The organism is Paenibacillus sp. 05T425, assembly GCF_056396205.1.
Window position 1 is genome coordinate 245,813 of record NZ_JBFTLA010000001.1, and the last position, 23,461, is coordinate 269,273.

The window sequence follows — 23,461 nt, forward strand, 5'->3', positions numbered from 1 at the left end:
TTATTGAAGACCGTCTTTTGCTTGCGGCTATTCGCCTGCAATACCTGCCCGCTCCACGCTCTCTACGAAATAACGCTGCGTGAACATATACAGCAGCAGAACCGGCAATATAGTAAGCATAACGCCAGCCATGATCTGATTTTGCAGCGTCGGCGCAAGCCCGATTGTGCTCGAAACGGACGTCGTAGCTTGCTGCAGATTCAGGTTCGCATTGCCGTTGAAGAAAGCCATATTTTGCGCCAGATTGAAGTACTCCGGCACGAGCAAATACAGGTTGGGCTCGAACAGATCGTTCCAATGCCAGACGACGGAGAACAGGAACACGACGAGCATCGCCGGCTTGGCGAGCGGGAACATGATCGTCCAATAGGTGCGGAATGCGCCAGCGCCGTCGATCCGCGCCGCCTCCTCTAATACATGCGGAAGCCTGCTGTAGAACTGGATAAAGATAAGGACGAACAACGAGCCTTTTAACCCATGACCCAGAATAGCGGGGACGATGAACGGCAGATGCGTGTTGACCCAGCCCATATCTAGAAACAGCTTGAACAACGGCACGACGAACGTCTGCGGCGGCACCAGGAAGGTGAAGACGACTAGTGCTAGGAACAGCGCCTGACCAGGAAACCTATACCGGGCAAAGCCATAGCCTATGAGCGAGCAGCTAAGCACCTGAAGAATCGCGCTCCCGAACGAAATAATGATGCTGTTCAGCAGTCCCGGCCAGAAGTTGATCGCCTCCAAGGCGATATCGTAGTTCTGCAAGCTGAACTGTCTAGGAATCCATTGAATCGTCGCATCGGCAACATCCTCCGGCCGCATAAGGGACTTCGAGACCATATAGAGCAGCGGATAGATGAAGACGAACGCCAAGCTCAAGATGACCATGTAATAAAATACCGTTCCGATAATGCCGCGGCCGCGCTTGACCCAGGTTACTTTCCAGACGTCCTTCGCCTTGCTCTGCAAATCGGTATATTTGCTTGTTACGCTAGTTGAATTGATCGACATCGACTCTACCTCCTGCCTTCGCTCGCCGATAAGCTTCTGCGGAAGATAAAGAAGACTATCGCCAATATAATGGATATGACTACGAAATAAATCCAGCCCATCGCCGAACCGTAGGCGTAGTTGTTCGACTTGAACGCAATGTTGTTAATGTAGTCCATGATCTTGTTGTCCGGCTTCGTGAATGAGTTGACGATGCTGTACAGCGTATTGACGAACAGCATCGGCATAATCATCGGGAACGTAATTTTCCAGAAGCTTTCCCACTTCGTCGCTCCATCACACTTCGCTGCTTCATAGAGCGATGGAGAAATCGTCTGCAAACCCGCGATGAAGATTAATATCTGAACGCCGGAATCCCACATGACCATCGTCAGCGATTCCGCATACAGAAGCAGCGGCTCTAGAATATCGTCGGGGATGAAGGCGTTCAGCTTCGTATAAAGATCCGATTGATAGAAGATCGGCAACTGCGCCGCGCCTTGCTCCAGCAGCTCTCGCAAGATAGCGCCGGAAGCTATAATGACCGGCAGGAAGAAGATGCCGCGAAACAGCATCCTGCCCCGGAACTGGCGGTTAAGCAGCAGCGCGCTCATCATTGAAAAGATAAGGATCAGCGGCACTTGCGTCAGCATCGTCGTTACCGTGCTCTGCAGAAATGGACGGAAATCGATATCCGTCGCGAACGCCGCCCGGTAATGCTCGAAGCCTGCATAGGTTGCAATAAGGCCGTGCTGCGTCACCTCTAGGTTATTGAACGAGTAGTAGAGCGATACGCCCAGCGGGTACAGCATGAACAGCAGAAACCCGATGATCCATATGGAAATGAACGAGTAGCCTTCCAAGATGTGACGGCCTCTCATCGAGAGCCCAAATTTTTTGCCCATGCTCATTCCCCTCCGTTCTGCATCGCGTAGCCCGCTGCCGGTACCGCTGTGCCGTCTATGGTCACAGCCGCTTGGCCGTAGTTGACAATGACCTTCGTGCCGTTCGCGTACGTCGTGCGATAGACATCCTTCGCAAGCTTCTCATGGTCCACGATCGCTTGGCCCGAGATGGCTGAGTAGATCGGCGCAAGCGCCTCATACTCCTGAACCGCCGCATCAATCCATTGCTTGTACTCGGAGCTCCATAAGCGATCCTCCATCGTTCGTTGCAGCTTGGAGGTCGATTCGTAAGTCAGCTCCAGACTCGGCAACGCTCCGTATTCCACCATGCGCAGCAGCTCATTATTCCAATCGTCGCGCAGATTCATCGCACCCGCCGTATAAGGTACCAAGCCGCGAACCGCGATTTGATAGAAAGGAACGGTCTCATCGTTGTAGATGAAATGGCTGGAATCGAGCGGCGCTCCATCGATGCTGTCGATATGGCCAAGCATGTAGCCGAAGCCGTAATCGACCTTCGCGCCGCCAAGCTTCTCGCGCGCCGCATCGATAGCGTTGACCCAAGCGGAAGCCGTTTTGTCCCGCGACAACGGCGACTTGCGATCGAGATCGGAATAAAGCGTATCGCCCCAATAATCGAAGTGTACGCCGGCGACGCCAAGCTTCTTATAGCTGTCCAGCTCCTTGTTCAGATGCTTAGCAATGACACGCTCAGGCTTCATCCAATAGAACATTCGGCTATCATTGTTCCATCTGCTTCCGATGTAATAATCGGTGCTCTCCGCCGCTTCGCGGTCCATGCCGCGAATGGCGTCCTTGCTTTTCTTCATGCCGTCGCTATCCGAATAAGCACGGGCATAATTGGCTTCGAGATACAGCTTCACGCCTTTGTTGGCGGCATACGCGGCTAGGTCCTTCAAATTCTTCGAACCGCCGAGCTTCTTCTCGACCGGGAAGTGGTCGGGTTGATCGCCGTACAGACCGTCCTCCGACCAGCCCGAGAACGTAAGCTCCAGATTGCGTATCCCCTTCTGCTCGAAGGTATCGATGATCACGCGCGCTTCATCGAATGTCGTCATCGAGATGAAGGTATCGCCCAGCACCTCGTCGCGCAGAATGCCGCCCATCAGCTTAACCTTGAATGGAGCTGCGCTACCGCTTGGCTCTGACGGCAGCACGCCCTGCACGTTCTGCAAGTAAGCACCGTACGCCTGCGCCATGCCGACATAACCAGCTTTCTCGTCTTGCAAAAGCACGTAGCGCACTTGGCGGTCGCCTTTGATCCAATCCCCTTGGAAAAACGGAATTTGACCGGATGTTCCTATGAAAATAATATCGTCCCAGCGATATACGAACTCCGTCGACGTGCGGTAATAATCGATCGCGCGGATGCCCGACGGCGTCCCATTCACCTTCGCATCGTATTGACCCTTCGTCACGATGCCAAGCGAGCCGATGCCGTTCCGGTAATTGCCGAATACAGGCAACGCTATGCTCTCCTTAGGCGCCGGGCTCTGCCGCCATATTTCTTCGATGATGTTCTCGTTCGTTCGCGAGAGATAGGCCGGATCGGCACCGTAGATCATCTCGGAGTAACCTGCGAAATATTGCGGGTGCGTTTCCTTGTAATTCATAAGCGCGCCGGAGCCGTCCGGCAGGAACAGCGATCCTTCGTCAGTCTTCGCCGCGGCATTCCAGAACGGCAGAGGCTCGATGCTGACGAACCGGGCAACCCCCGTTTCCTTAATCGAGCTCTCGGGAATCGTCACCTCGAAGCCGTCCTCAAGCAGCCGGTATTCCATGGCGAACTCAAGCTTTTCCTTCGTATACGTAAAGGTGATTCGAGCACCTCCGTCGATTGCCTCGATGGACAGCTTGTTCTCCTTCTCTTTCGCCAAGTACGTTTGGACGGTATCGACCCCTTCGGTGTACTTCACATGGGCGGCAGAGTCCATGAACTTCTTGTTGTTCGGCATCGTCGTACGCGGCAACTGCGGCGTACCGAGCCATTCCTTCTTCGTCTTGTTGTCGACAAGACGAATGTTGCCCGTCTTCTCGTCGATATACATCGTATACGCATCGTTCGATGCGATTTCCTTCACCGCCGATACGGGGTACAGCTTCACCTCGCCCGTATCTTCGCCTTCCACAGGCGTATCCGATGCCGTATCGGCCGGCGTCTCCTCTTCCACGGGCTCTTCAGCCGGCTGTTCCTCCGCGGCCGCACTCTCGTCGCTGCCCGCGCTTGCCTCTGTGTCGCCGGCATCCTGCTCCGCCAGTACCCGGATGTCGCCTTCAGCGGCCCCGAAGTGAGGGAAGATGCTGACAACGAGCAGAAGCGCAGCCATGATGAGCCATTTTCGTTGTTTCCTCATTTCGTTCACCTACCTCCGGAAGTTGATTTCTTTGAACAGATCTACCACAAAATTAATCAGCTGATTCATCAAGCCGAACATCAATATGCCGACAAACCATATGATTAGGACGCCGACGACGCTAAGGAACGTAATCCACAGCATCTTGACGATCTCAAAGTCGTGAATGATCCTAACCTTAAGCAGCAGCAGCCAGCCGACCCAATAGATCGTGAAGTTGATCAAAAAGTTATAAATCGAATTTTCGTCCAGCGCGATAAAATTGGTCATCAGCGTAATCGGCACAATGAAGATCGCATACGGCACGAACGCGAACGCACTGCCTACGAACACCTCTTTGAACTTGCCCTCGCCTTCGAGAATGGCGCTGACCGCCCAGTTCGCAACCGTCCAGGTCAGCCACGGCGCGATCATCCAAATGAATTCATGCAGGAATGAAATTTCGTAAGGCTCTCTCGTCTCGAACGCGTAACCCGTAACGAGAATGGCAGCCATTCTTGCGATATAAGTCATCGCCATGACGATGATCGCATCTCTCCACCGGATACGACCAGGCTCCTGAATGTCATGGAAAAAGTCGATCGGGTGCACGAGCACCTGCCGCATCAATCTAAACGTTGCGATCATGGGGCACCCCTTCCTTAATCAACCCGACTCTTGCGGTGCGGCGCACGTCCAGCAAAGCCATCAGCCTTCTCCATAAGAGCGGAATCAAATACCGCAGCACGATGAACAGCGTGATCAGAATCAGACAGATCCACCCGAAGTGCTCGCGAATATACTCTTTCCTGTATTCCTTGAATGCGAGCGAGTAATCGCCGCGGGACCTTGCCAGCTCGAAATACGTCATCGCATCCTTGTAGTTCTCCGCTTTGTAGAGCGACTTCCCGATAGCGAGGTAAGCGAGATCGAAGTTGACGTTATAGCGCAGCACTTCATTCCACATGCCTTCCGCCTCTTTGTAGCGACCGTCCACGAACAACCGTGACGCATCGTGCACGAGATCGGCGAATGGCGTCGTGCGGAACAGATCGATCCGATTGCGCCCTTTGTCCACGACGTATACGATCCCGTCTTCCGATTGGTCAAGGCTCGACGGCGTAATGAACAAGCCGTTCTGATTGCCAAGGCCGCCGAAGACGAACAGCAGATTGCCTAACTTGTCGTATTGATACACTTTGCTTGATTGCAGATCGAGCGCCGTCATAACGCCGTCCTTGTCGACGGCAATATCGAGGAACGAAGGCACCGAGAACGGGCCTGCGTCGAAGCGTCCGCCGTAACGGCGCTCTCCGATATTAAGCGTATCCACGCCTACAGGCGAGAGCCGCTTCAGTTGATTCGTTTCCGTACCGAGCGTTGACGTATAGATAAAGCCTTCGGCGTCCTGGACCGCGTTCGAGAATTCGAGCGGCTTGACGACAGCAAGCTTCGCTTTCTGCTCGTCCGTCGCGATCAAATTATCGATCAAGCGCTTCCAACTGAACCCGATATGATTCGCGCCGTAGAAGCCTTTGAACTTCCCGTTCGGATCAATCTGAATGAGACCTTGCGTATTGCCGTCGCTGACGACGAACATGTAGTTCCGCTTGTCGACGAGCAGCTTGGAAGGCGAATACGAGAATGTCGCGCCAAGCAGCGGATTGTCCGGCTTGCCGTACGCCTTCATGAACTTGCCTTCTTTGTCGTAAATAGCGATGCGCTGGTTCTTCGTATCGGCGACGAAGATCGTGCCGTCCGGCTTGACGAATACGCCCTTCGGTTCATTCAGCATACCGTCGCCTTCCGGATCGCCGACAATCTTGATGACGTTATTGTCCTTATCCAGGTGGACGATACGGCTGTTGCCTGTATCAACGACGTAGACCGTACCGTCATCGCCAAGAAATACGTCTTCCGGCGCGACGAACGGCCCCGATGACAACTCATAGCCGTCTATCGAGCGCTCGTACACATAACCGTTAATCGAATGAACGTCTTGCCTTAGATTGTTGATCGTGTACCCGTCATATGGCGTAGCCGCAAATGATTGTACCGGCGGCAATGCGGTAAGCAGCATCGCTACGGCCAGCGCCGTACCGATGACGTATCGGAATTTGGTCAAATGGTTCATCCCGGTTGTCCCCCTACTCTTTCAGACCTGAATGCGCCATCGTCTGCAGCACCATGCGCTGCGTTACGATAAAGACGATAATCGTCGGAATAATCATCAGCAGGCTGGCCGCAGCCAGCGTGCCGACGCGCGCAACGACGCCGTAGCCGCCGCTGATCGTCTGGATCGCAAGCGGAAGCGACTTCATATCCTGATCAGTCGTGTATACCATCGCCGGATACGGATCGTTCCAGGCCGAGATAAAGCTGAACAACGCAAACGTGGCAATAGCCGGCTTCAGCATCGGCATAATGACGCTCCAGAACACCTTCCATTCGCTTGCTCCGTCGATCCTCGCCGCTTCGAGCAGCGCATCCGGAATTTGGCGCAGGAATTGCGTCATCAGGAACATGCCGATAGGAGCAGCCAAGTACGGAAGAATCATCGCCCAATACGTATTGATAAGCCCGATCTTGCTAATGAGCAAGTATTGCGGGATCTGCACGACCATTGGCGAGAACATAATCGCCAGCACGACCATATTAAAGATCGCGCCGCGGAACGGCATATTGTGCTTAGCCAGCGGATAGGCGGCCATCGCGGAGATCACGATCCCGAAGCCGACAATGCAGGAGCTGACCAGCAAGCTGTTGAAGATAAAGCGCGAGAATGGAACGCTGGTCGTTCCGGTTATAAGCAGCAAGTCGCGAAAATTGACCAAGGTCGGATTGTTCACGAAAAACCGCGGTGGAAATAGGAATAGCTCGCTCGTCGGCTTGAAGGCCGTCGATACCATGTACACGAGCGGAGCCAGCATCAGAAGACCGAACAATGTTAGGAATAGATAGAGGAAGATGCCGCCCCAATCGATTCTCCTGCCTTTTACCGCGCCAGTCATCTTGGTTCAGTCCTTTCCTAGCCATCTGAAAATGAGACGGTTAAGGCCGATCATCATGCAGAACAGCACAACCGCAATCGCTGCCGCATAACCCATCTCAAATTTGATAAAGGCGTAATCGAATAAATGCGTCAATATCGTATGCCCCGCATAGAGCGGGCTCGGCAAGCCGACAAGCTGCACGCTGACGTCGAATACCGTCAGAGAGGATACGACCTGAAGGACGGCTCCGAACAGCAATTGGGGCTTAACGGACGGAATCGTAATATAGAACAGTTGCTGCCATCTGTACTTGATGCCGTCAATGCCGCCCGCCTCGTACAGATCCTTCGGAACGTTCTGCAGACCGGCAAGGAAAGCAAGGAATCCGACGCCCATGGACATCCAGAGAGATACGATGACAATGACGGGTACGATCGAATTAATATTTTGCAGGAATAAATATGGTTCGTCGATAATGCCAAGCTGCGTCGCGAAGTAATTCAGCAGCCCTTTGCGGTCGCCGGCGAACAAGTAGAGCCAGACGACGGACATCGCCGTTGCGCTCGTAATGGAAGGCGTGTAATAGCACAGCGTATAGAAAAACCGGTACTTCTGCGGAATTTGGCTAATGAGCCAAGCGAGCAGGAATGCCATCGCGTAACCGACAGGGCCGGTAATGAAAGCGAATTTGAGCGTAATACCGATTGCCTTCAGGAAGATATCGTCATCGACGAACAGCAGCCGATAGTTCGACAGCCCGATGAATCTCGGAGCTTCCAGAATGTTGTAATACGTGAAGCTGAGGAACACCGATGTGACGACCGGAACGATCGTGAACAGCGTAAATAAAATGAGGAAAGGGGCGAGAAACAGGTACGATACCCTGTTTCTCTTCATTTCCTGCCATAGCAGGCTGAGCTTTCCCTGCTTCTTCGGAAGGCGCTCGGCGCCGACCGCCGGCCCAGTTGCCGTACTCGTCTCTATGCTCACGGGCTTACGCCTCCTTCTGCCGTTTTCTCTTGCGCGCTACCCTCGGTATTGAGGCCGAATTCCTCACGTTTCTTGCGAAGCTCCTTGTCGATTTCCTTAACGCCTTCTTCAACGGCTTCGCGAGGTATTTTGCCGTTCAGTACGATTTGGTTCCAGATGTTCGCGATATGCCTTGTCGTGTAGTAGCCGCCGATAACGACCTCGCGCTCCTTGAACCACTCCCATTGCTCCAGAATGGCATCGATGTCGGACGATTGCCAAGGCATGCGCTGCAGCGCCTCGATGTTCGCCGTGTTCCAGCGAGCTTCAACGCCGAGCAGCGATTCCAGCTCCGAGCCGAAACGCTCCTGCGTATCCGCGCTGGTCCACCATTTCAAGAACTCCCACGACTCGTCTTTCATTTCCGTATCCTTGAAGATCATGCCCGTCTGAGCGAGACCGCCCGTGGAACGGTTGATCTTGCCGTCAGCCTGCGGGGTTCCCGGCATCGGCTTCATGCCCCACCAGCCGGTAAGCTCCGGAGCCGCCGTCGAAAGCAGCACGTAGGTTGAATAATCCGCTACGCCGATCGGCATTTCGCCGGACCGGAAGCGGTTATAGAAATCCGCCTGCTTCGAGATTTTGAAGTTCGTGAACAATCCCGTCCACAGCTTGAACGCTTCCATCGCCTCAGGCGAATCGAGATTGGAATATTTGCCGTCCTCGCGGTAGAATTCGCTGTTCTGCTGGAACAGGAACGGAGCGAATTCGTTGATAGCTAGAGCAGGGTTGTTCGGCGCATGCGGATAGAAGAAATCCATGCCGTTCTGCTGCAGCAGCGGGATGAGATCCATCACTTCCTGCCACGTATCCGGAATTTGATCCTCTGTAATGCCAAGCTGCTCCATAATATCCTTGCGATAGAACAGCATATTGAAGTTCTGATTCTCCGGCAGCGCATAACTGCCGCCGTTATACTTGTAAGGGATGAGCGCGCCTGGTCTGAAGCGGCTCGCCACATCCTGGTAGTCGCCGAACTCCTCTAGATTGACAAGACCGTTACGAACCGCGTAGTCGATCGGAATCTCACCCTCGACGCCTAGCGCTACGTCCGGCGCAAGCCCCGAGGTGCTCGCCAGCAAGAGCACTTGCATCTGCTGCGCAGGAATCGTATTAACGTTGACCTTAATGCCGGTCTCGGTCGTAAAGTCTTCGTCGATCATCTGCTTAATGATGTCGACCCAGTCGCGTCCGCGCGCGACCCATACTTCGAGCACCTTCTCGTCCTCGTAAACGTTGCCGATGCCGCCGTAATTTTTCGTGAAGGAGCTCGCGAAGTCGTAGAGCATCGTGCCCGTTCTCGCGAGCGCACCCGCATCAGGTCTAGGCCATGCTTGGTCGGCCGACTTAACGATGAGATAGTCGAGCACCATGCTTTGCTTGCTAAGGCCGTTCACCCATGTGCCGAGCGCCGCTTGCAAGTCGTTGAACTGCAGCATGCGCGCCGGTATCGACTTCGTATCGCTTGCCATGCTGAGCAGCACGTCGCGCGCCTCATACAGCGTGCTAACCTCCGAGCTGCCTTCGTTAACGCCAAGCGCGTAAAGCCCTTTGATCGTATCGTCAAGCCGCTTCGCCATCAACTGCAGCCTTGGAACGAGATTCGTAATGTTCTGCTCGAGACGCCAGTCGCCGTTCGGATCGGGGTTCGTGCCCGTTACTTGTATGACTTCGCGGCCGAGCAGCGACATTTTGCGCGTCGTATCCGTTACCGTCTCAAGCATCCGTCCAAGCGCTCCTACCTGAACCTCCATCCGGATCGTGTGCTTGCCCTGCTCCAGATAGAACAAGTACGGATCGCCGTCCTTCGGTCCGAACTTCTTGACTTGCCATTCGGCTTTGTACGGGAATGACATGGCGTCCATCTCCTTGAACGGCAGCTTGCCGTCGATCTTGATGGAACGCTGCACCGGCATCCCGTTCAGGAACCATTGACCATAACGAGCACCAAGCTCGTACAGTCCGCTCTCCGGCACTTCGATCTCCCATTCCGCCCATTGTCCGCCTGTCCGCCAGCTCGCGCCGCCGAACGAGTTAAGCGCGATCGAATCCTTCTTGAACGGCTCCGTTGCCGGCTCGCGGTCTTCAATCCGCTTCAGCGTCGGATCGGATCTCAAGGTCGAGAGCTCAGCCTGCGCTTTAATGAGCTGATTATCCGTTTTCTTATAGCCTTGCTTCTCATATGTAGCAAGCATCTCTTCATAAGTCGGCACATGCACCGGCGAGAATATATCGATCGTACCGATAGCCGCCGGCTCCCGCACCGCTTGGATGCGCATCGTATGCTTGCCCTTCGTCAGATAGAAGCGGAACGGCTCGTATACCTTGCCTTCGGAATCGACGAAGTCGCGATATTGCCAGCCGGCGGTCTCCACCCTGCGCGGGTTGAACTCGTTGTCCTGGTTATCGAACCAAGGCTCGCCTTCTTCCTTCCACATCCGCTGGAACTCCAGCTTCTTCGCTTGGTAGAACGGATATACTCCGTCAATCTGCACGCTGCGAACGACTGCCGAGCGTTTGCCCTCAAGCGCATAGTAGCTCATGCCCATTTGATAGTAGCCGTCCTGCGGCACTTCAAACGCATATTCGACCCAGCTGTCCTCGTCGATGAGCGCAACGGAATCGCCCGCCCGATCTCCAAGTCCGCTCTCCAGCCGCGTTCCCGAATCGCTGACCGCACTGTAATCCACGGATTCGATTGACAGCTTGAAATCGGCCGCATCCTGCGCCCCCTGCTCATTCCAGCTATCCGCATATTTATTAAAAGACGGCTCGAGCTTACCGCCCGCGTCTTCACCTTCCAATATCGATGATTCATCAATGCTTTCATCAATCTCAATGCTTGCCATTACGCTATCATCGTAGCCCCTTGAATTGTTCCACCAAATGACGAAACAGACCAATGCGGCAATCACAACTAACGTTACCCTATACTTTTTCAGCCAACGAATCACCAAGGAGCACCCCCTTGCATACCAGCGTAAACGGCCGCCGTCGCAGCGCGACGCAGCTTTCGTTCCGAATGAGCCACTTGCCTACATGCCTCGCCAAAAGAAACGGTAGACGCCGCATATCGCGGCGCCGCAAAAAGTTTCGAGCGATAGGTCGAGCCGATGCAGGGAGGCACGCATGCCTCCCATGCGAAAAACTTATTTTTGAAGCTCGCTGATCAGCTTATCTTTCTCGGCTTTCAGCTTGTTCTCGATATTTTCTTGCGCTTGCTGGATTGCCGTCTTGGAATCGATGTTCTTATCGAGTGCAGCGATAACGTTCTCCACCCACAGCGGCCAAGCCATGCCGTCAAGGCGTGTGTAACGTCTAACAGGGAGTTTGCTTGCAAGCTCATTGTACAGAGCGATATCTTCTTGTCCGCCAAGGTATTCATTCGTATGCGTGATGTACCATTCTTGGCTCGTGATGTTTTTCCAGTCAGGCTGTACCGATTGCTCGATCCATAGCTTCCATGCTTCTTCAGAAGTTGTAATGAACTCTACGAATGCCCATGCCGCTTCTTTGTTCGCGCTTTGCGAAGGGATAACGAACGTCGATCCGCCCATGCCCACGTTCAATCCGAAAGGCATTGTCGTTGCTCTCCATTTGCCTGATTGCTCTGGGAAGTTGATTGCCAGGTCGCGTGCTCCATATGTTCCCGCAACGTACATTGGGGATTCGCCTTTCTTCACGCGTTGCTTGCCCTTGTCGCTGTAAATGCCGTCATGCGGAGCGATCTTCAGTTGATTGACTTTTTTCGAAATATCCAGGAATTTCACGAATTCATCTGTGTTACGAACCCAGTTCATCTCATCGTCATAGTAACCAAGGGAATCGCCCAGCCAGTGAACCGGTGAATCGCGCCATTCCATTGAATATTTGCCGTTAGCTTTAAGCGTCTGGGCAAGCGTGAAGAAGTTGTCTGGATCTTGAATGTACTCGCCGAGTTCGGCAGGATCGGAAGGCAAGCCCAGCTCTTCGAAAATGTCTGCGCGGTAGTAAGTAACCGCCGGCGTAACATCCCAAGGCATGCCGAGAAGCTTGCTGCCGTCGATGGACGACCAGCGATTCCAGTTGTACTCGGATACTTGGTCTTGATATTTGCCAGCGTCATAAGGAGGCTGAAGCAGGTCTTCAAGCACGTCGCCCGTGCTGTAACGAGTGAATTGACCTTGCTCGACAAGCGCTACGTCAGGCGCGCCATTGCCTGCGGCTAAAGTCGTTTGAAGCTTATCATGCAGGTCGGCGAATGGAACGAAGATTGTTTTCAGCTTGATGTTCGGGTACACGGCGTTGAACGCCTTCTGCAATTCTGCGTCCTTCTCTTTGTTGTCTAGGAACGTCCAGAATGTAACTTCACCAGAGAGAGCAGGATCGATAGCCGACTTGGCGATGCCGTCTTCTTCGACCGCAGCGTCGTTGCCGCCTTCGCCTTCTGCATTGCCCTCTGCGTTGCCGCCCGCATTGCTAGGCGCATTCGTCGCTTTCTCACCGGCGTTATTGCCGCCCGTGTTGGTCGTACCTGATCCGCTGGAGCATGCCGATACGAGCATAATAATCGCTAACACTAGAATGAAAGTGCTTGCAAACTTTTTCATTAGAAAATTCCTCCCTTGTCTTCTTCCGTCAATTCGTTTACACCGCTTGCTTGGATAGACGCAAAAATAATGGCGCCGGCGAGAACGTATAACGATCCGCAAATAAAGTAAACGTTTTCATTTACTACCGGCAATAAAGAGGTTAATATAAGGCTTATAGTCTTTCAAACGCGATGACTCCCATTGACTCCCTTTGTGGTTCTGAACCGATTAATAATTTCATTAACTGTATGACGAAGCGTGATTAGACCTATATGTTCCCGCTAACCATCGCATTCACCGCAGCTCACCTCCACCATCAGTAGCCGTTATGTTAATTGATTAATGATTTTGTTACATAAGTTATTCTATCATGAATTTCCCTGTTTTCAACCCCTAATTCCAGATTCTCGAAATAAAAGTTGTAAGCGTTTGCCATCCAGAGGCGGTTAATCGCCTTAAGTCCGCGCCATTACTGGGTTTATTGGTGTTAAAAAGGTCATATAAAAACAGAATAAGCCGCCCAGTGGGCGGCTTATTCTGTTGATTTTCCGTGTTCAACGACGAGGTTTCGATTGAAACTAATCTTTTTCGATAGTGATTAACTTTTTTACGAAATAGGTCGTCACTTTTAGAACTTCTAGATGCGTACTAGCCATTTGATTGGATTTCATACATTCAAATGACTAGCAACGACAAGATATCAAAGTTTGATTGGATTTGGTGCAGTCAAATGGACGGTGAAAGGCTGTTGAGGGCTAAAATACCGGGTTTGACTGTATGTTTTCCACCCAAAAGTAACTTTACAGGCAATTGGGACCGATTAGGCTGTATGAAATACAGGCAAAACGTAGGGTCAGTTTGGTACTGGAGTACCCAATAAGCTTCCTAGTCTACTGAAATCGTGAACGGCACGACAAAGGTATCGCCATTTCGCTGGAATTGACCCCATATCTTATATATACCCGCTTCTGGAAAAGTCGTATGGAAGGAGGCTTGAGGGCCGCTGCCTGCATCATCGACGGGATGCACATGCAGGTATTGTTCCAAATCTTCGCTGACGATGACGACATGACCGATAGCTCCCAAATACGGCTGCAGGTCGGTAATATCCGCTTTGCTCTGTTCATCCTTGAACGTGAAGGTTAGCTCGGCCTCTTCACCCGCTTGATGGGAGGATAGCGATAATGAAGCTTCAATCCCTTCCACCGTCTTATTAAGCTGCTCATCTGGCGTCAACTTGCTTGCCGCCGCTTCGTCGCCCGCAGCATTCACATTCGCAGCAATGACTTCTCCCGAGCCTCCGGCCGGTATGAAATCCGCATACAGCTTATACGCACCGCCCGACGGAAAGACAAGCTCGACGTCGAACTTCCCATTCTCCTTATATTCGGGATGAACATGGTCGAAGTAAGACAGATCTTCGCTTACGACGATTAGATGCATCAGCTTCTCATGGTTCATGTCGAAGCTATCGATTGGCTGCCCCTTTTTGTCGAAGACGGATACCTCGGCCTTCACCTTCTCGCCAGCAGCAATCCCGATTGACGGGAAGCTCCACTTTACAGCGGCATCATCTGATGCTGCTTCGCTTTCGGTCTGCTGCTCCCCTTCGTTTGAAGCTCCATGACCTTCATGGCCGCCGGACGTCTGTTCGCCGCCTTCCGCATTCACTGCGCCTGCTTCCTCATGTTCACCCTTATTATGACCGGCATGGTTCTCCGCTTGACCGCAGCCTGCAAGGATTAGGCTTACACAGATGATCGAAGCCCAAGCTATCCGTTTGGCCAGGTTTATACCTGCTGTATTATTCATCGTACGCGTACTCCCTCTCATCTATCTATCGATTCCATTCATTCGCTGCAGTCTTAGCGCATTCAATACGACCGATACCGAGCTAAGCGCCATTGCCGCCCCTGCAAGCCAAGGTGCGAGGAAGCCGGCAGCGGCAATCGGTATGCCGATCACGTTGTAAGCGAGCGCCCAGAACAGGTTCTGCTTAATATTCGCCATCGTCAGCCTGCTCATCTTAATCGCATCGGCTATGCTGTTCAAGTCGCCGCGCATTAACGTAATGTCCGCGGCTTCCATCGCAACGTCCGTGCCACCGCCTATCGCCATGCCAATGTCTGCCGCTGCGAGTGCCGGGGCGTCATTAATTCCGTCTCCCGCCATGGCAACCTTCTTGCCCTCGGCCTGCAGTCGCTGCACCGCCTTGGCCTTCTGCTCGGGCAGCACATCGGCTCTAACATGGTCGATGCCGACCCGCTCGGCTATCGCCTTCGCTGTTCGCTCATTGTCTCCGGTCAGCATCCATACTTCCAATCCTAATTGCTTAAGCCTTGCAATAGCCGCAGCCGAAGTGTCCTTCACCGTATCAGCTACAGCGACCATGCCAGAATAGCTGCCGTTAACGCTTATGAGCATGACGGTCTTGCCCGATGCCTCCAGCATCTCTTGCTCCTTGTATGCTGCCGACGCATCTACGTTCCGCATCTGCATCAGCTTGCGATTTCCTATTAACAATTGTTGCCCATCTACACTGGCTGCGATACCATGACCGGGTATCGCTTCGAACTGCTCCGATTGCGGAAGTTCGATCCCGCGGGACGTAATGCCCGACACAAGCGCCTCGGCTACAGGATGCTCCGACTGACGCTCCGCTGCGCCTACAAGCCGCAGCAGTTCTTTCTCTTCATACGAACTCGAACTCGCGATAATAATGTCTGTCAGCTCGGGCTTGCCCTTCGTAATCGTTCCCGTTTTATCGAGAACAACCGTGTCTATGCGGTGGGCGCTCTCTAGATGCTCGCCGCCCTTGAACAATATGCCAAGCTCAGCGGCGCGGCCGGAGCCGGCCATAATCGACGTTGGCGTTGCAAGACCCAATGCGCATGGGCAAGCAATAACGAGTACGGCAATCGCTTTCTCCAGCGCATGTGCGAAGTTGCCAGGTTCAATGAATGCGAACCAAATGATGAACGTCAGCACGGCAAGACCCACTACGATCGGGACGAATATGCCCGATATGCGATCGGCTACCCGCTGAATCGGCGCTTTCGACCCTTGCGCCTCCTCAACTACCCGAATGATCTGAGCAAGCGCCGTATCCTTGCCGATTCTCGTCGCCTTCATGCGCAGCGCGCCGTTATTGTTGATCGTTGCTCCGATGAGCGCATCGCCTTCGCGTTTCTCGACGGGCATGCTCTCGCCGGTCAGCATTGATTCATTGACTGTCGATTCACCCGATATCACAATGCCGTCAACCGGCACTTTCTCGCCCGGTTTAATAATAAGCACATCGTCTACCGTAACATCGGTAATAGCGATCTTCTGCTCAAGCCCTTCGCGTATAACGGTTGCCTCTTTCGCCTGCAACCCCATTAGTGTCTTGATCGCCTCTGAAGACCGGCCCTTCGCCAAGCTTTCCAGAAGCTTGCCAAGCACGATCAGCGTGATCAGAACCGCGCTCGTCTCGTAGTAAAGCTCGATATTATGCGCTCCGTGCCCAGCCATCGACGGCTTCAATGTTTCTAGTGTGCGATACAAACTGTAAAAGAAAGCCGCCGATGTCCCTAACGATACAAGGACGTCCATATTTGCGCTGCCGTTGCGTAGAGCCTTGTATGCCCCGACGTAGAACGGCCAGCCGATAATGAACTGCACCGGCGCGGCAAGCGCGAGCTGGAACCAAGCGTTCATGAACAGCTCCGGCACGGGCACGAACGACGTCATGGCGAAATGACCGGCCATCGCCCATAATAGCGGCAGCGACAAGAGGATGGACACGCCCAGCCTTAGTTGCTGCTTGCGAATTTCGCGTTTCTTATAGTCACCTTTCTCAGCCTGCGCCTGCTTCACGACGCCATAACCGAGATCGATTATTTTCTGCTCCAGCCTGGCGCTGTCCTGCTTGCCAGCATCATAGACGACGGAGGCGCGCTCTAGCGCCAGGTTGACGGTAGCCTCGACCCCTTCCATCCGATTAAGTCCCTTCTCGATCCGATTCGCGCATGCCGCGCAAGTCATACCCGTAATTTGAATGCTTTCCTGCACCTTGCTCATTTTGTTTGCACCGCCATTTCGCATACCCATATGGGGTATATTTTAAAGTAAAAATAGGGAGGCCTAGGCAGCCTCCGTCTATACTATTGAACTAGTATTGATTCGTCTTATACAACGTCGTAGCCTTGGTCCTCGATAGCCGCTTTGATCGCGTCTAGCGACACTTTCGCCTCATCGTATTCCACCGATACCTTCTTGCTTGCCAGATCGACCTTGCCTGCGGCTCCGGCGTTGCCGACCGCCTTCTCTACCGCGCTAACACAATGTCCGCAAGTCATGCCCTCTACCGTAAGCGTTACGTTTGTCATTATCATTACCTCCCAAATTATTTCATTAATTTCTGAACCGTTGTCAGAAGCTCGTCAATCACTTCGTTCTCGCCTGCCTGGATACGTTCAACGATGCAGCTCTTCATATGTCCTTCAAGCAAGAGCTTGCCGACGCTGTTAAGCGCCGATTGCACTGCCGCTATCTGATTAAGCACGTCATCGCAATACGTATCCTTATCAATCATCGCCTTAACGCCACGGATTTGCCCTTCGATCCGGTTCAACCGAGTCGTCAGATTCGCCTTCATCTTGTCCGAGTGGTGGCTCTTGCGCTCCGTCTTCGAGCCGCAGTGCTCGCCTCCCGCTTCCGGCGCGGCGCAGTCAGTAGCGTGCGCATGCTGATGATTATGATTCGCGTCTGTCGCTTCTTCCTTCGCCATATACATACCTCCATGGGGTATATTTGATAATTGCATCTTATCATACCCGGCAGGGGTATGTAAAGCCTGATTTCTTTCCCGCAAAATAGGGTGTAAAAGAACCGATACATAACTCTTGCTATTTGCTTCATTTCAGTTACTATTATTGTGAAAACGTATTCTTCCGTTCCATCAGCACTTCTAATATTGCGGTAACAAACGTCAGTTATAGTTGAAACAAAACGTACACAACAATCAGAAAGGGTGAATCACGATTACAACGCAGCTCATTAACTTTGCCCACCGCGGGGCGAGCGCCTATTGTCCGGAAAATACGATGGCGGCATTCGTCAAAGCACTGGCGCTTGGCGCGACAGGGATCGAAACCGATGTACAACGAACAAGGGACGGAAGACTCGTCCTGATCCATGACGAATCGCTCGCGCGTACGGCAGGCCTGAACCAATTCGTCAAGGATACCGATTATGACGATGTAGCACTGCTGGATGCCGGAAGCTGGTTCAATCCTGACTTCGCCGAGGAGAAAGTACCTCTATTGGAGCAATTGCTGGAGCTTGTGAAAGACACGGATACTATAGTGAACTTGGAGCTTAAGAACGGCGTCTTTCTTTATGAAGGCATGGAACAGCAAGTCATCGACACGGTGCGCACCTACGGATTAACCGATCGTGTTATTATTTCCAGCTTCAATCATTATTCGCTTGCCCTATGCTCGCAGCTTGCTCCGGAGATCCGTACCGGTATCTTGTATGTCGAAGGGCTGTATGAACCGTGGGCATATGCGAAGACGCTGCAGGCGTCGGCGCTGCATGCCAGTAAATATGCCGTATTGCCGGAGTGGATAGATGCGGCGGCCGTGAACGGCATTGCCTATCACCCGTGGACGGTCAACGAGACTGCCGAGATGGTCAGCTTGGCTGAGGCTGGCGTCGCAGGCATCATTACCGATTATCCGGATCGACTCGCGCAGGTGCTGCAATCGAGAGGAGAGTAACCGTCATGAAAAAAACGTGGCTGCTCGGCTTTGGTTTTTTTAGTATTAGCCTTACATGGGCGCTTTACAATGCATTTGTCCCTTTCTTCCTGGACAATTACCTGTCGAGCGTGGCGCTGATTGGCTTCATGATGACAATAGACAACTACTTTGCGCTCTTCCTGCAGCCATGGATCGGCAATCGAAGCGACAAGACATACACACGATTCGGCAAGCGAATGCCTTACCTTATGATCGGCATGCCGCTGGCCGCCTTGTTCGCGGCGCTTGTTCCGTTCCACGTCAGCCTCATAACGTTAGTTACCTTCATGGTGCTCTTGAACTTGTCCATGAGTCTATACCGGTCGCCGACTGTCGCGCTGATGCCGGACATTACGCTGGACGGCAAGCGCTCGCAGGCGAACGGAATTATTAATTTCATGGGCGGCATCGGTGCGCTGCTTGCCTTCTTCGTAGGCTCGAAGCTGTATGACGCGGATCATTCCTTGCCGTTTATTTCTTCGGCAGTGGTAACGATCATATGCTTATTCATCCTTATGGCGGTCATTAAGGAAAAACGCGATACGATTGCCTATATCCCTGCCGAACATAGAGAGAAGCTGTCGTTCAAGAGCGAGCTCAACCGTCCGACGGTGTTCCTGCTTGGCGCCATCTTCTTCTGGTTTCTCTCCTACCAGGGCGTTGAAGCCTTGTTCACTTTATACGGAGAGAAGCATCTTGGCTTAGAGGAAGGGGAGTCAGCCTTCTCGCTCGGCTTCTTCTCCCTGGCGCTCGTGCTTGCTGCCATCCCGAGCGGACTGCTAGGCCGCAGGTTCGGCAAGAAAAAGATCATCATGATCGGCGTTACCGGCCTCATTATTATTTTCGCTGCGATCACGTTCATCGATACGTTGCTTCCGCTGCGGCTGCTTATGCTGGCGGGGGGTATATGCTGGGCGATGATTAACATCAACTCGTATCCGTTCATTATCGGACTTGGCAAGGAGCAAAGCATTGGCAGACGTACGGGCATCTACTATGTGTTCTCGTCTCTCGCCGCGATCGCCTCGCCGCCGCTTATGGGCGGACTGATCGATCTGTTCGGCTACCAAATCCTGTTCTACGTGGCGTCCGGCAGCATGCTCATCGCGCTCGCCTTTCTATTCGGCGTCAGTGACAAAGGGCTCGCCCGGGATGCAATAACGACAGGGCATTCAACGACGGCCTAGTCCCTTAAATAAAAAAATCCGAACCCGTGTCTCTCGACCGTGGTTCGGATTTTTTTCTATTTTAGTGGATGCTGCCTTTGGTGAAGCCGCCGCCCATAACGTCCGATACAGACTCGATGGCAATGAACGCCTTCGCGTCAATCGACTGCACGATTGATTTGAGCTTCGCGAGCTCCAGCCTCGTCACGACGCAATAGATCATCTGCGTCTCTTCCTTGGAGTAGCCGCCGCGCGCTTGGATCAGCGTCGTGCTCCGTCCAAGACGGTCCATAATCGCAGTCGATATTTCATCATGCTCGCTGGAGATGATCGTTACCGACTTCGATTCTTCAAGGCCTTCTACAACAATATCGATGACCTTAATCGCGATATAGTAGGTGAAGATCGAATACATGGCCGAATCCCAGCCGAATATGAATCCAGCAATAATGAACACGATAACATTGAAGATCATGATGATCTGTCCGACAGGCACGCGCATCTTCTTCGAGATCAGAATCGATACGATCTCCACCCCGTCAAGCGAGCCCCCGTAACGAATAACGAGACCGACGCCTGCACCGAGAATAAGACCGCCGAACAGCACTGCAAGCAGCTTCTCGTCCGTGAACGCTTCAACATGATGCAGCATGGCCGTCGTTACCGACATGAGCGCGATACCATATAACGTGGAGATCGCGAACGTCTTGCCGATTTGCTTGTAGCCAAGGATTAGGAATGGAACGTTAACAACGAATAAATAAAGCCCGATAGGCAATGGCGTCTTCGCTGCGAGCATGATCGATATACCCGCAATCCCGCCGTCAATCACTTGGTTCGGCACGAGGAACATCTCCAGCGCCACGCCCATCATGATCGAACCAATCGTAATAAAAATAAACCGTTTCAGGATCTCGCCAAACGATAATCCTTTATGTACTTTCGCCAATAGTCCAACCTCCAACATAAGAGTTTCTTATTAAAACTGTAGCACAAAAATGGTATTTATTCAAAAACGGATTCCGCCGTTAATATGGCAGAACCGCATAATAGCTTGTCCTATGTGGCAAGTTAACTATAATCATAGCCGATGAAAGGATGACCATCTATGAAGCTTTTCCTATTATTTTTGTTATACTGCGCTTCTAATACGGCTTACGATTACACAATGAATCTATTGGAAGGCATGACGTACGAAGAGGCGCTGCGCAGCCTATTCACGTATTTCGTACGGATACCCGTCGATGAATGGCTGATCTTACTCGTCAGCGCCGTCATTTTCATTGGCAGTTGCGCCGCTCCTTCGCTCAAGAAGCGGTTCGGCGCTGTCGCCTCATCCAGCCCACAGCAAGCAGAACAATCGGAAAGGCCGACTGGAACCCAAACGCCACATAAGGATTAATTATATATCCCTCGATGTAATTTTCCACGGAATTCTCCGCAACCATAATGGAGGAAAACATCACGATGCCTCCAAGCGGAATCGCGAACGACTTGATGCTCTTCAGCTTAAATACATCGGTAACGGCCAGCACCGCCGCGTAGAAATAGATGGTCGCCTTGAAGAAATAGCTGATCATAAGCGAGGATACCGAGATTCCATCCATCTTCTGAATGAAGTCGCCGATATTAATCATCGATGTAACGGCGAACAGCGGAAAAGTCGATCGGCTGAGCAAATCCGGTCCTAAGACGGCTGCATTCAGCGCCATCGTATAGCTGATAATAAGACCGGACAGGATCATTGCGGCAAACCCAACCTTGATCCCCGACTTTCGAGTATCGACTCCCAAATAATGAAAGAACATGGTGCATACAAATAGCTCGCCAAAAGGCAAAAAGTAAGTCAAAGGTACGGTATTAATGACAGGTTTCCATCCGTTCTCCAGAACAGGAAGCAGATAATCGATTCGGATGATTCCGGAGAAGAAAATAAATATATTGCCTAGCAAACCTAAAGCAAACAGCACAAGAAGAAAGGTGACAATCGTCCGCAGCATCGCATCGATCCCTAAATAAACGATATAGATCATCGCCACAGCCATTAAGGCAAGCAGCGCAACAAGCGGTGTTTCGTCAAATACCGATACTTGTATCGTATTGGCACAGCCGCGGAAGTTGCGCACACACTGGTAAACAAAGTGTACGCTGTACAGAAAGGCGATGGGCTTGCCTAGGAATGGGCCGATGATCTTCGGAATATAGCTCGTCAGGGGCATAGTCGGATACAGCTTGTAGAGACCGCTGAACACAAAATAGATGACGATGCCCGGGATCATGCCTAGGAGCACAGAAATCCACACGTCCTGCCGCGCCGACGACTGACCGACGCCAAGCGCAATAACGCCGCCCAGCTCGAACAGTACAACTAGGCAAAAGAACTGGAACTTGCTCATTTTCGCCGCTTCCATCTACCGTCACCCCGCCTTACCAAACTGCTGTCTAATGCTATTTCTTAATGCTGTTAATATACGATTTGCCCCTAAGGCCTTGGTTTCGAAGCTCAGTATGAACCGTTACTTGAACCTCGCTGCTTGCGAACGTTTCGTTCCAATCGTCCTTCAGCCCTTCTCGCCATTTCTTTGGATAGGCACGCTTCATCACATTGCTGAACTCAAGTACATCAAGCTTGTCCGTCTGCATGTGCTTTACCGCTATCTCCACCTCAGTTTTAATGGCATTCTCCCATTCCTGCTCGAGCGTATCCAGCACTTCCGGCTTGTTCAGATCAAGCTCCGATTCATTCTCCGTAATGAAGCCCTCCGCCCAGATGCTCACATGGAAGACCGGTTTCCCTTGAACGAGCCGCGCCTTAACCTTCGTATTGCCGCGCGCCACCTCGATGCTGATTGCATCCTTCTTGTCGCCCGCAGCAATCAGCATAACAGAGCTTTTCATCTCGTTGCGCGTCCAGATGACGCCTCTTGCAAGCTCTCCGTCGATCCATTCCTTAAGCTTGCCTTTCTCGAATACCGCCATGCCTTGGATTGTAATGATAGCCTTCGGCTTTACCTGTTCCACGTTCTCGCGCTTCTGCGCCGCCTCGATAAGGCCAACAAGCCGGATGCCGCTGACGAGAAGCGTTCGCTCTTCTGACACCAACATACGGATTATATCGTCGATGTAAACCGTAATGCTATTCGACCATAGCTTCGAGGTGAAGCCCATCGTCCCGATAATCGAGTTGGCGGGCAGCTTCTCCATCGGCGTGAGCGTCTGCACGATCTGCGCCGCATCGACATCTCGCGAGACGAGCACCATTGACGTTAGCCGCGTCTCTCGCGAACGATCGAAGAAATCGAACAGCTCCTCGATTCCTTGCTTCGCCAGCGACTCGCCGATTACGATCAGCCTGATATGCGCAAAAAACAATTGCCGTGGCACTTTGCGCGACGTCTTGCGAATCGCCTCATAGATGGAGTTCCCCGTGCCGGAGTACACCATGATCGGCACCGCGTAGGAGCTCCCGCCGGCTACGAAACCGGGAGCGACGACGCCGGAGTTCGCAATCTGAAACGTAACCTTATATTTATTATTCTCCGCTTTGTCGATGCCCAGCGCCATCACGATAGCGAGCTCCTTCGGCTCGCGGCTGTTCCAACAGCCAGTTAGCATGGGCAGGCATAAGACAATTAGTGCAGTTAGGAGTATAGCGCGTTTGAACATG

19 protein-coding genes are annotated in these 23,461 nt (G+C 52.5%); 3 read left to right on the forward strand and 16 right to left on the reverse strand.

Annotated features, from left to right (window positions below):
- Positions 1 to 27: 27 nt before the first annotated feature.
- The 13 genes from AC1DF0_RS00950 to AC1DF0_RS01010 form a co-directional block, all read right to left on the reverse strand.
- Complete coding sequence (locus tag AC1DF0_RS00950) at positions 28 to 1,011, reverse strand: carbohydrate ABC transporter permease (protein WP_442050218.1); 984 nt, start codon at positions 1,009 to 1,011, stop codon at positions 28 to 30.
- A 5-nt stretch (positions 1,012 to 1,016) separates the two neighbouring features.
- Complete coding sequence (locus AC1DF0_RS00955) at positions 1,017 to 1,895, reverse strand: ABC transporter permease subunit (protein ID WP_475823213.1); 879 nt, start codon at positions 1,893 to 1,895, stop codon at positions 1,017 to 1,019.
- Positions 1,896 to 1,897: 2 nt separating this feature from the next.
- On the reverse strand, positions 1,898 to 4,270 hold the full coding sequence (locus AC1DF0_RS00960) for a DUF5696 domain-containing protein (RefSeq protein ID WP_477572765.1): 2,373 nt from the start codon (positions 4,268 to 4,270) through the stop codon (positions 1,898 to 1,900).
- A gap of 9 nt (positions 4,271 to 4,279) precedes the next feature.
- Positions 4,280 to 4,897 (reverse strand): YIP1 family protein, encoded by a 618-nt coding sequence (locus AC1DF0_RS00965; RefSeq protein WP_442050215.1) that lies wholly within the window; start codon positions 4,895 to 4,897, stop codon positions 4,280 to 4,282.
- On the reverse strand, positions 4,881 to 6,383 hold the full coding sequence (locus AC1DF0_RS00970; RefSeq protein WP_477572766.1) for a hypothetical protein: 1,503 nt from the start codon (positions 6,381 to 6,383) through the stop codon (positions 4,881 to 4,883). Before AC1DF0_RS00970 ends, AC1DF0_RS00965 begins: the two co-directional genes overlap by 17 nt.
- Before the next feature lie 13 nt (positions 6,384 to 6,396).
- Positions 6,397 to 7,260 (reverse strand): ABC transporter permease subunit, encoded by an 864-nt coding sequence (locus AC1DF0_RS00975; protein ID WP_475823216.1) that lies wholly within the window; start codon positions 7,258 to 7,260, stop codon positions 6,397 to 6,399.
- A gap of 6 nt (positions 7,261 to 7,266) precedes the next feature.
- Positions 7,267 to 8,232, reverse strand: coding sequence for a carbohydrate ABC transporter permease (locus AC1DF0_RS00980; protein ID WP_477572767.1), 966 nt, complete (start codon positions 8,230 to 8,232; stop codon positions 7,267 to 7,269).
- Positions 8,229 to 11,225: an extracellular solute-binding protein gene (locus AC1DF0_RS00985; RefSeq protein ID WP_477572768.1), complete on the reverse strand. Its 2,997-nt coding sequence runs from the start codon at positions 11,223 to 11,225 to the stop codon at positions 8,229 to 8,231. The genes AC1DF0_RS00980 and AC1DF0_RS00985 overlap by 4 nt, the downstream gene beginning before the upstream one ends.
- Positions 11,226 to 11,420: 195 nt before the next feature.
- Complete coding sequence (locus tag AC1DF0_RS00990) at positions 11,421 to 12,860, reverse strand: ABC transporter substrate-binding protein (RefSeq protein WP_477572769.1); 1,440 nt, start codon at positions 12,858 to 12,860, stop codon at positions 11,421 to 11,423.
- An 867-nt stretch (positions 12,861 to 13,727) separates the two neighbouring features.
- Positions 13,728 to 14,654 (reverse strand): hypothetical protein, encoded by a 927-nt coding sequence (locus AC1DF0_RS00995; protein ID WP_477572770.1) that lies wholly within the window; start codon positions 14,652 to 14,654, stop codon positions 13,728 to 13,730.
- Between the two features lie 21 nt (positions 14,655 to 14,675).
- Complete coding sequence (locus AC1DF0_RS01000; RefSeq protein ID WP_477572771.1) at positions 14,676 to 16,904, reverse strand: heavy metal translocating P-type ATPase; 2,229 nt, start codon at positions 16,902 to 16,904, stop codon at positions 14,676 to 14,678.
- Positions 16,905 to 17,011: 107 nt separating this feature from the next.
- The gene (locus AC1DF0_RS01005; protein WP_442050207.1) at positions 17,012 to 17,212 is read right to left on the reverse strand and encodes a copper ion binding protein; all 201 of its coding nucleotides are present in this window, start codon (positions 17,210 to 17,212) and stop codon (positions 17,012 to 17,014) included.
- A 17-nt stretch (positions 17,213 to 17,229) separates the two neighbouring features.
- Positions 17,230 to 17,613 carry a metal-sensitive transcriptional regulator gene (locus AC1DF0_RS01010; protein WP_442050206.1) on the reverse strand — a complete coding sequence of 128 codons (384 nt, stop codon included), beginning with the start codon at positions 17,611 to 17,613 and terminating at the stop codon, positions 17,230 to 17,232.
- 247 nt (positions 17,614 to 17,860) lie between these two features.
- Between AC1DF0_RS01010 and AC1DF0_RS01015 the strand changes: the two genes are divergently transcribed.
- Positions 17,861 to 18,607: a glycerophosphodiester phosphodiesterase gene (locus tag AC1DF0_RS01015; protein ID WP_477573119.1), complete on the forward strand. Its 747-nt coding sequence runs from the start codon at positions 17,861 to 17,863 to the stop codon at positions 18,605 to 18,607.
- A 5-nt stretch (positions 18,608 to 18,612) separates the two neighbouring features.
- Positions 18,613 to 19,815 carry an SLC45 family MFS transporter gene (locus AC1DF0_RS01020; RefSeq protein WP_477572772.1) on the forward strand — a complete coding sequence of 401 codons (1,203 nt, stop codon included), beginning with the start codon at positions 18,613 to 18,615 and terminating at the stop codon, positions 19,813 to 19,815.
- Between the two features lie 61 nt (positions 19,816 to 19,876).
- Here AC1DF0_RS01020 and AC1DF0_RS01025 read toward each other — a convergent pair whose 3' ends face one another.
- Positions 19,877 to 20,743: a YitT family protein gene (locus AC1DF0_RS01025; protein ID WP_475823224.1), complete on the reverse strand. Its 867-nt coding sequence runs from the start codon at positions 20,741 to 20,743 to the stop codon at positions 19,877 to 19,879.
- A gap of 219 nt (positions 20,744 to 20,962) precedes the next feature.
- Between AC1DF0_RS01025 and AC1DF0_RS01030 the strand changes: the two genes are divergently transcribed.
- Complete coding sequence (locus AC1DF0_RS01030; protein WP_477573120.1) at positions 20,963 to 21,196, forward strand: hypothetical protein; 234 nt, start codon at positions 20,963 to 20,965, stop codon at positions 21,194 to 21,196.
- Here AC1DF0_RS01030 and AC1DF0_RS01035 read toward each other — a convergent pair.
- Together AC1DF0_RS01035 and AC1DF0_RS01040 are read right to left on the reverse strand one after the other, a co-directional pair.
- Positions 21,102 to 22,205 carry a GerAB/ArcD/ProY family transporter gene (locus AC1DF0_RS01035; protein WP_477572773.1) on the reverse strand — a complete coding sequence of 368 codons (1,104 nt, stop codon included), beginning with the start codon at positions 22,203 to 22,205 and terminating at the stop codon, positions 21,102 to 21,104. The genes AC1DF0_RS01030 and AC1DF0_RS01035 overlap by 95 nt on opposite strands.
- A gap of 37 nt (positions 22,206 to 22,242) precedes the next feature.
- The gene (locus AC1DF0_RS01040; RefSeq protein WP_477572774.1) at positions 22,243 to 23,460 is read right to left on the reverse strand and encodes a Ger(x)C family spore germination protein; all 1,218 of its coding nucleotides are present in this window, start codon (positions 23,458 to 23,460) and stop codon (positions 22,243 to 22,245) included.
- Position 23,461 lies beyond the last annotated feature (1 nt).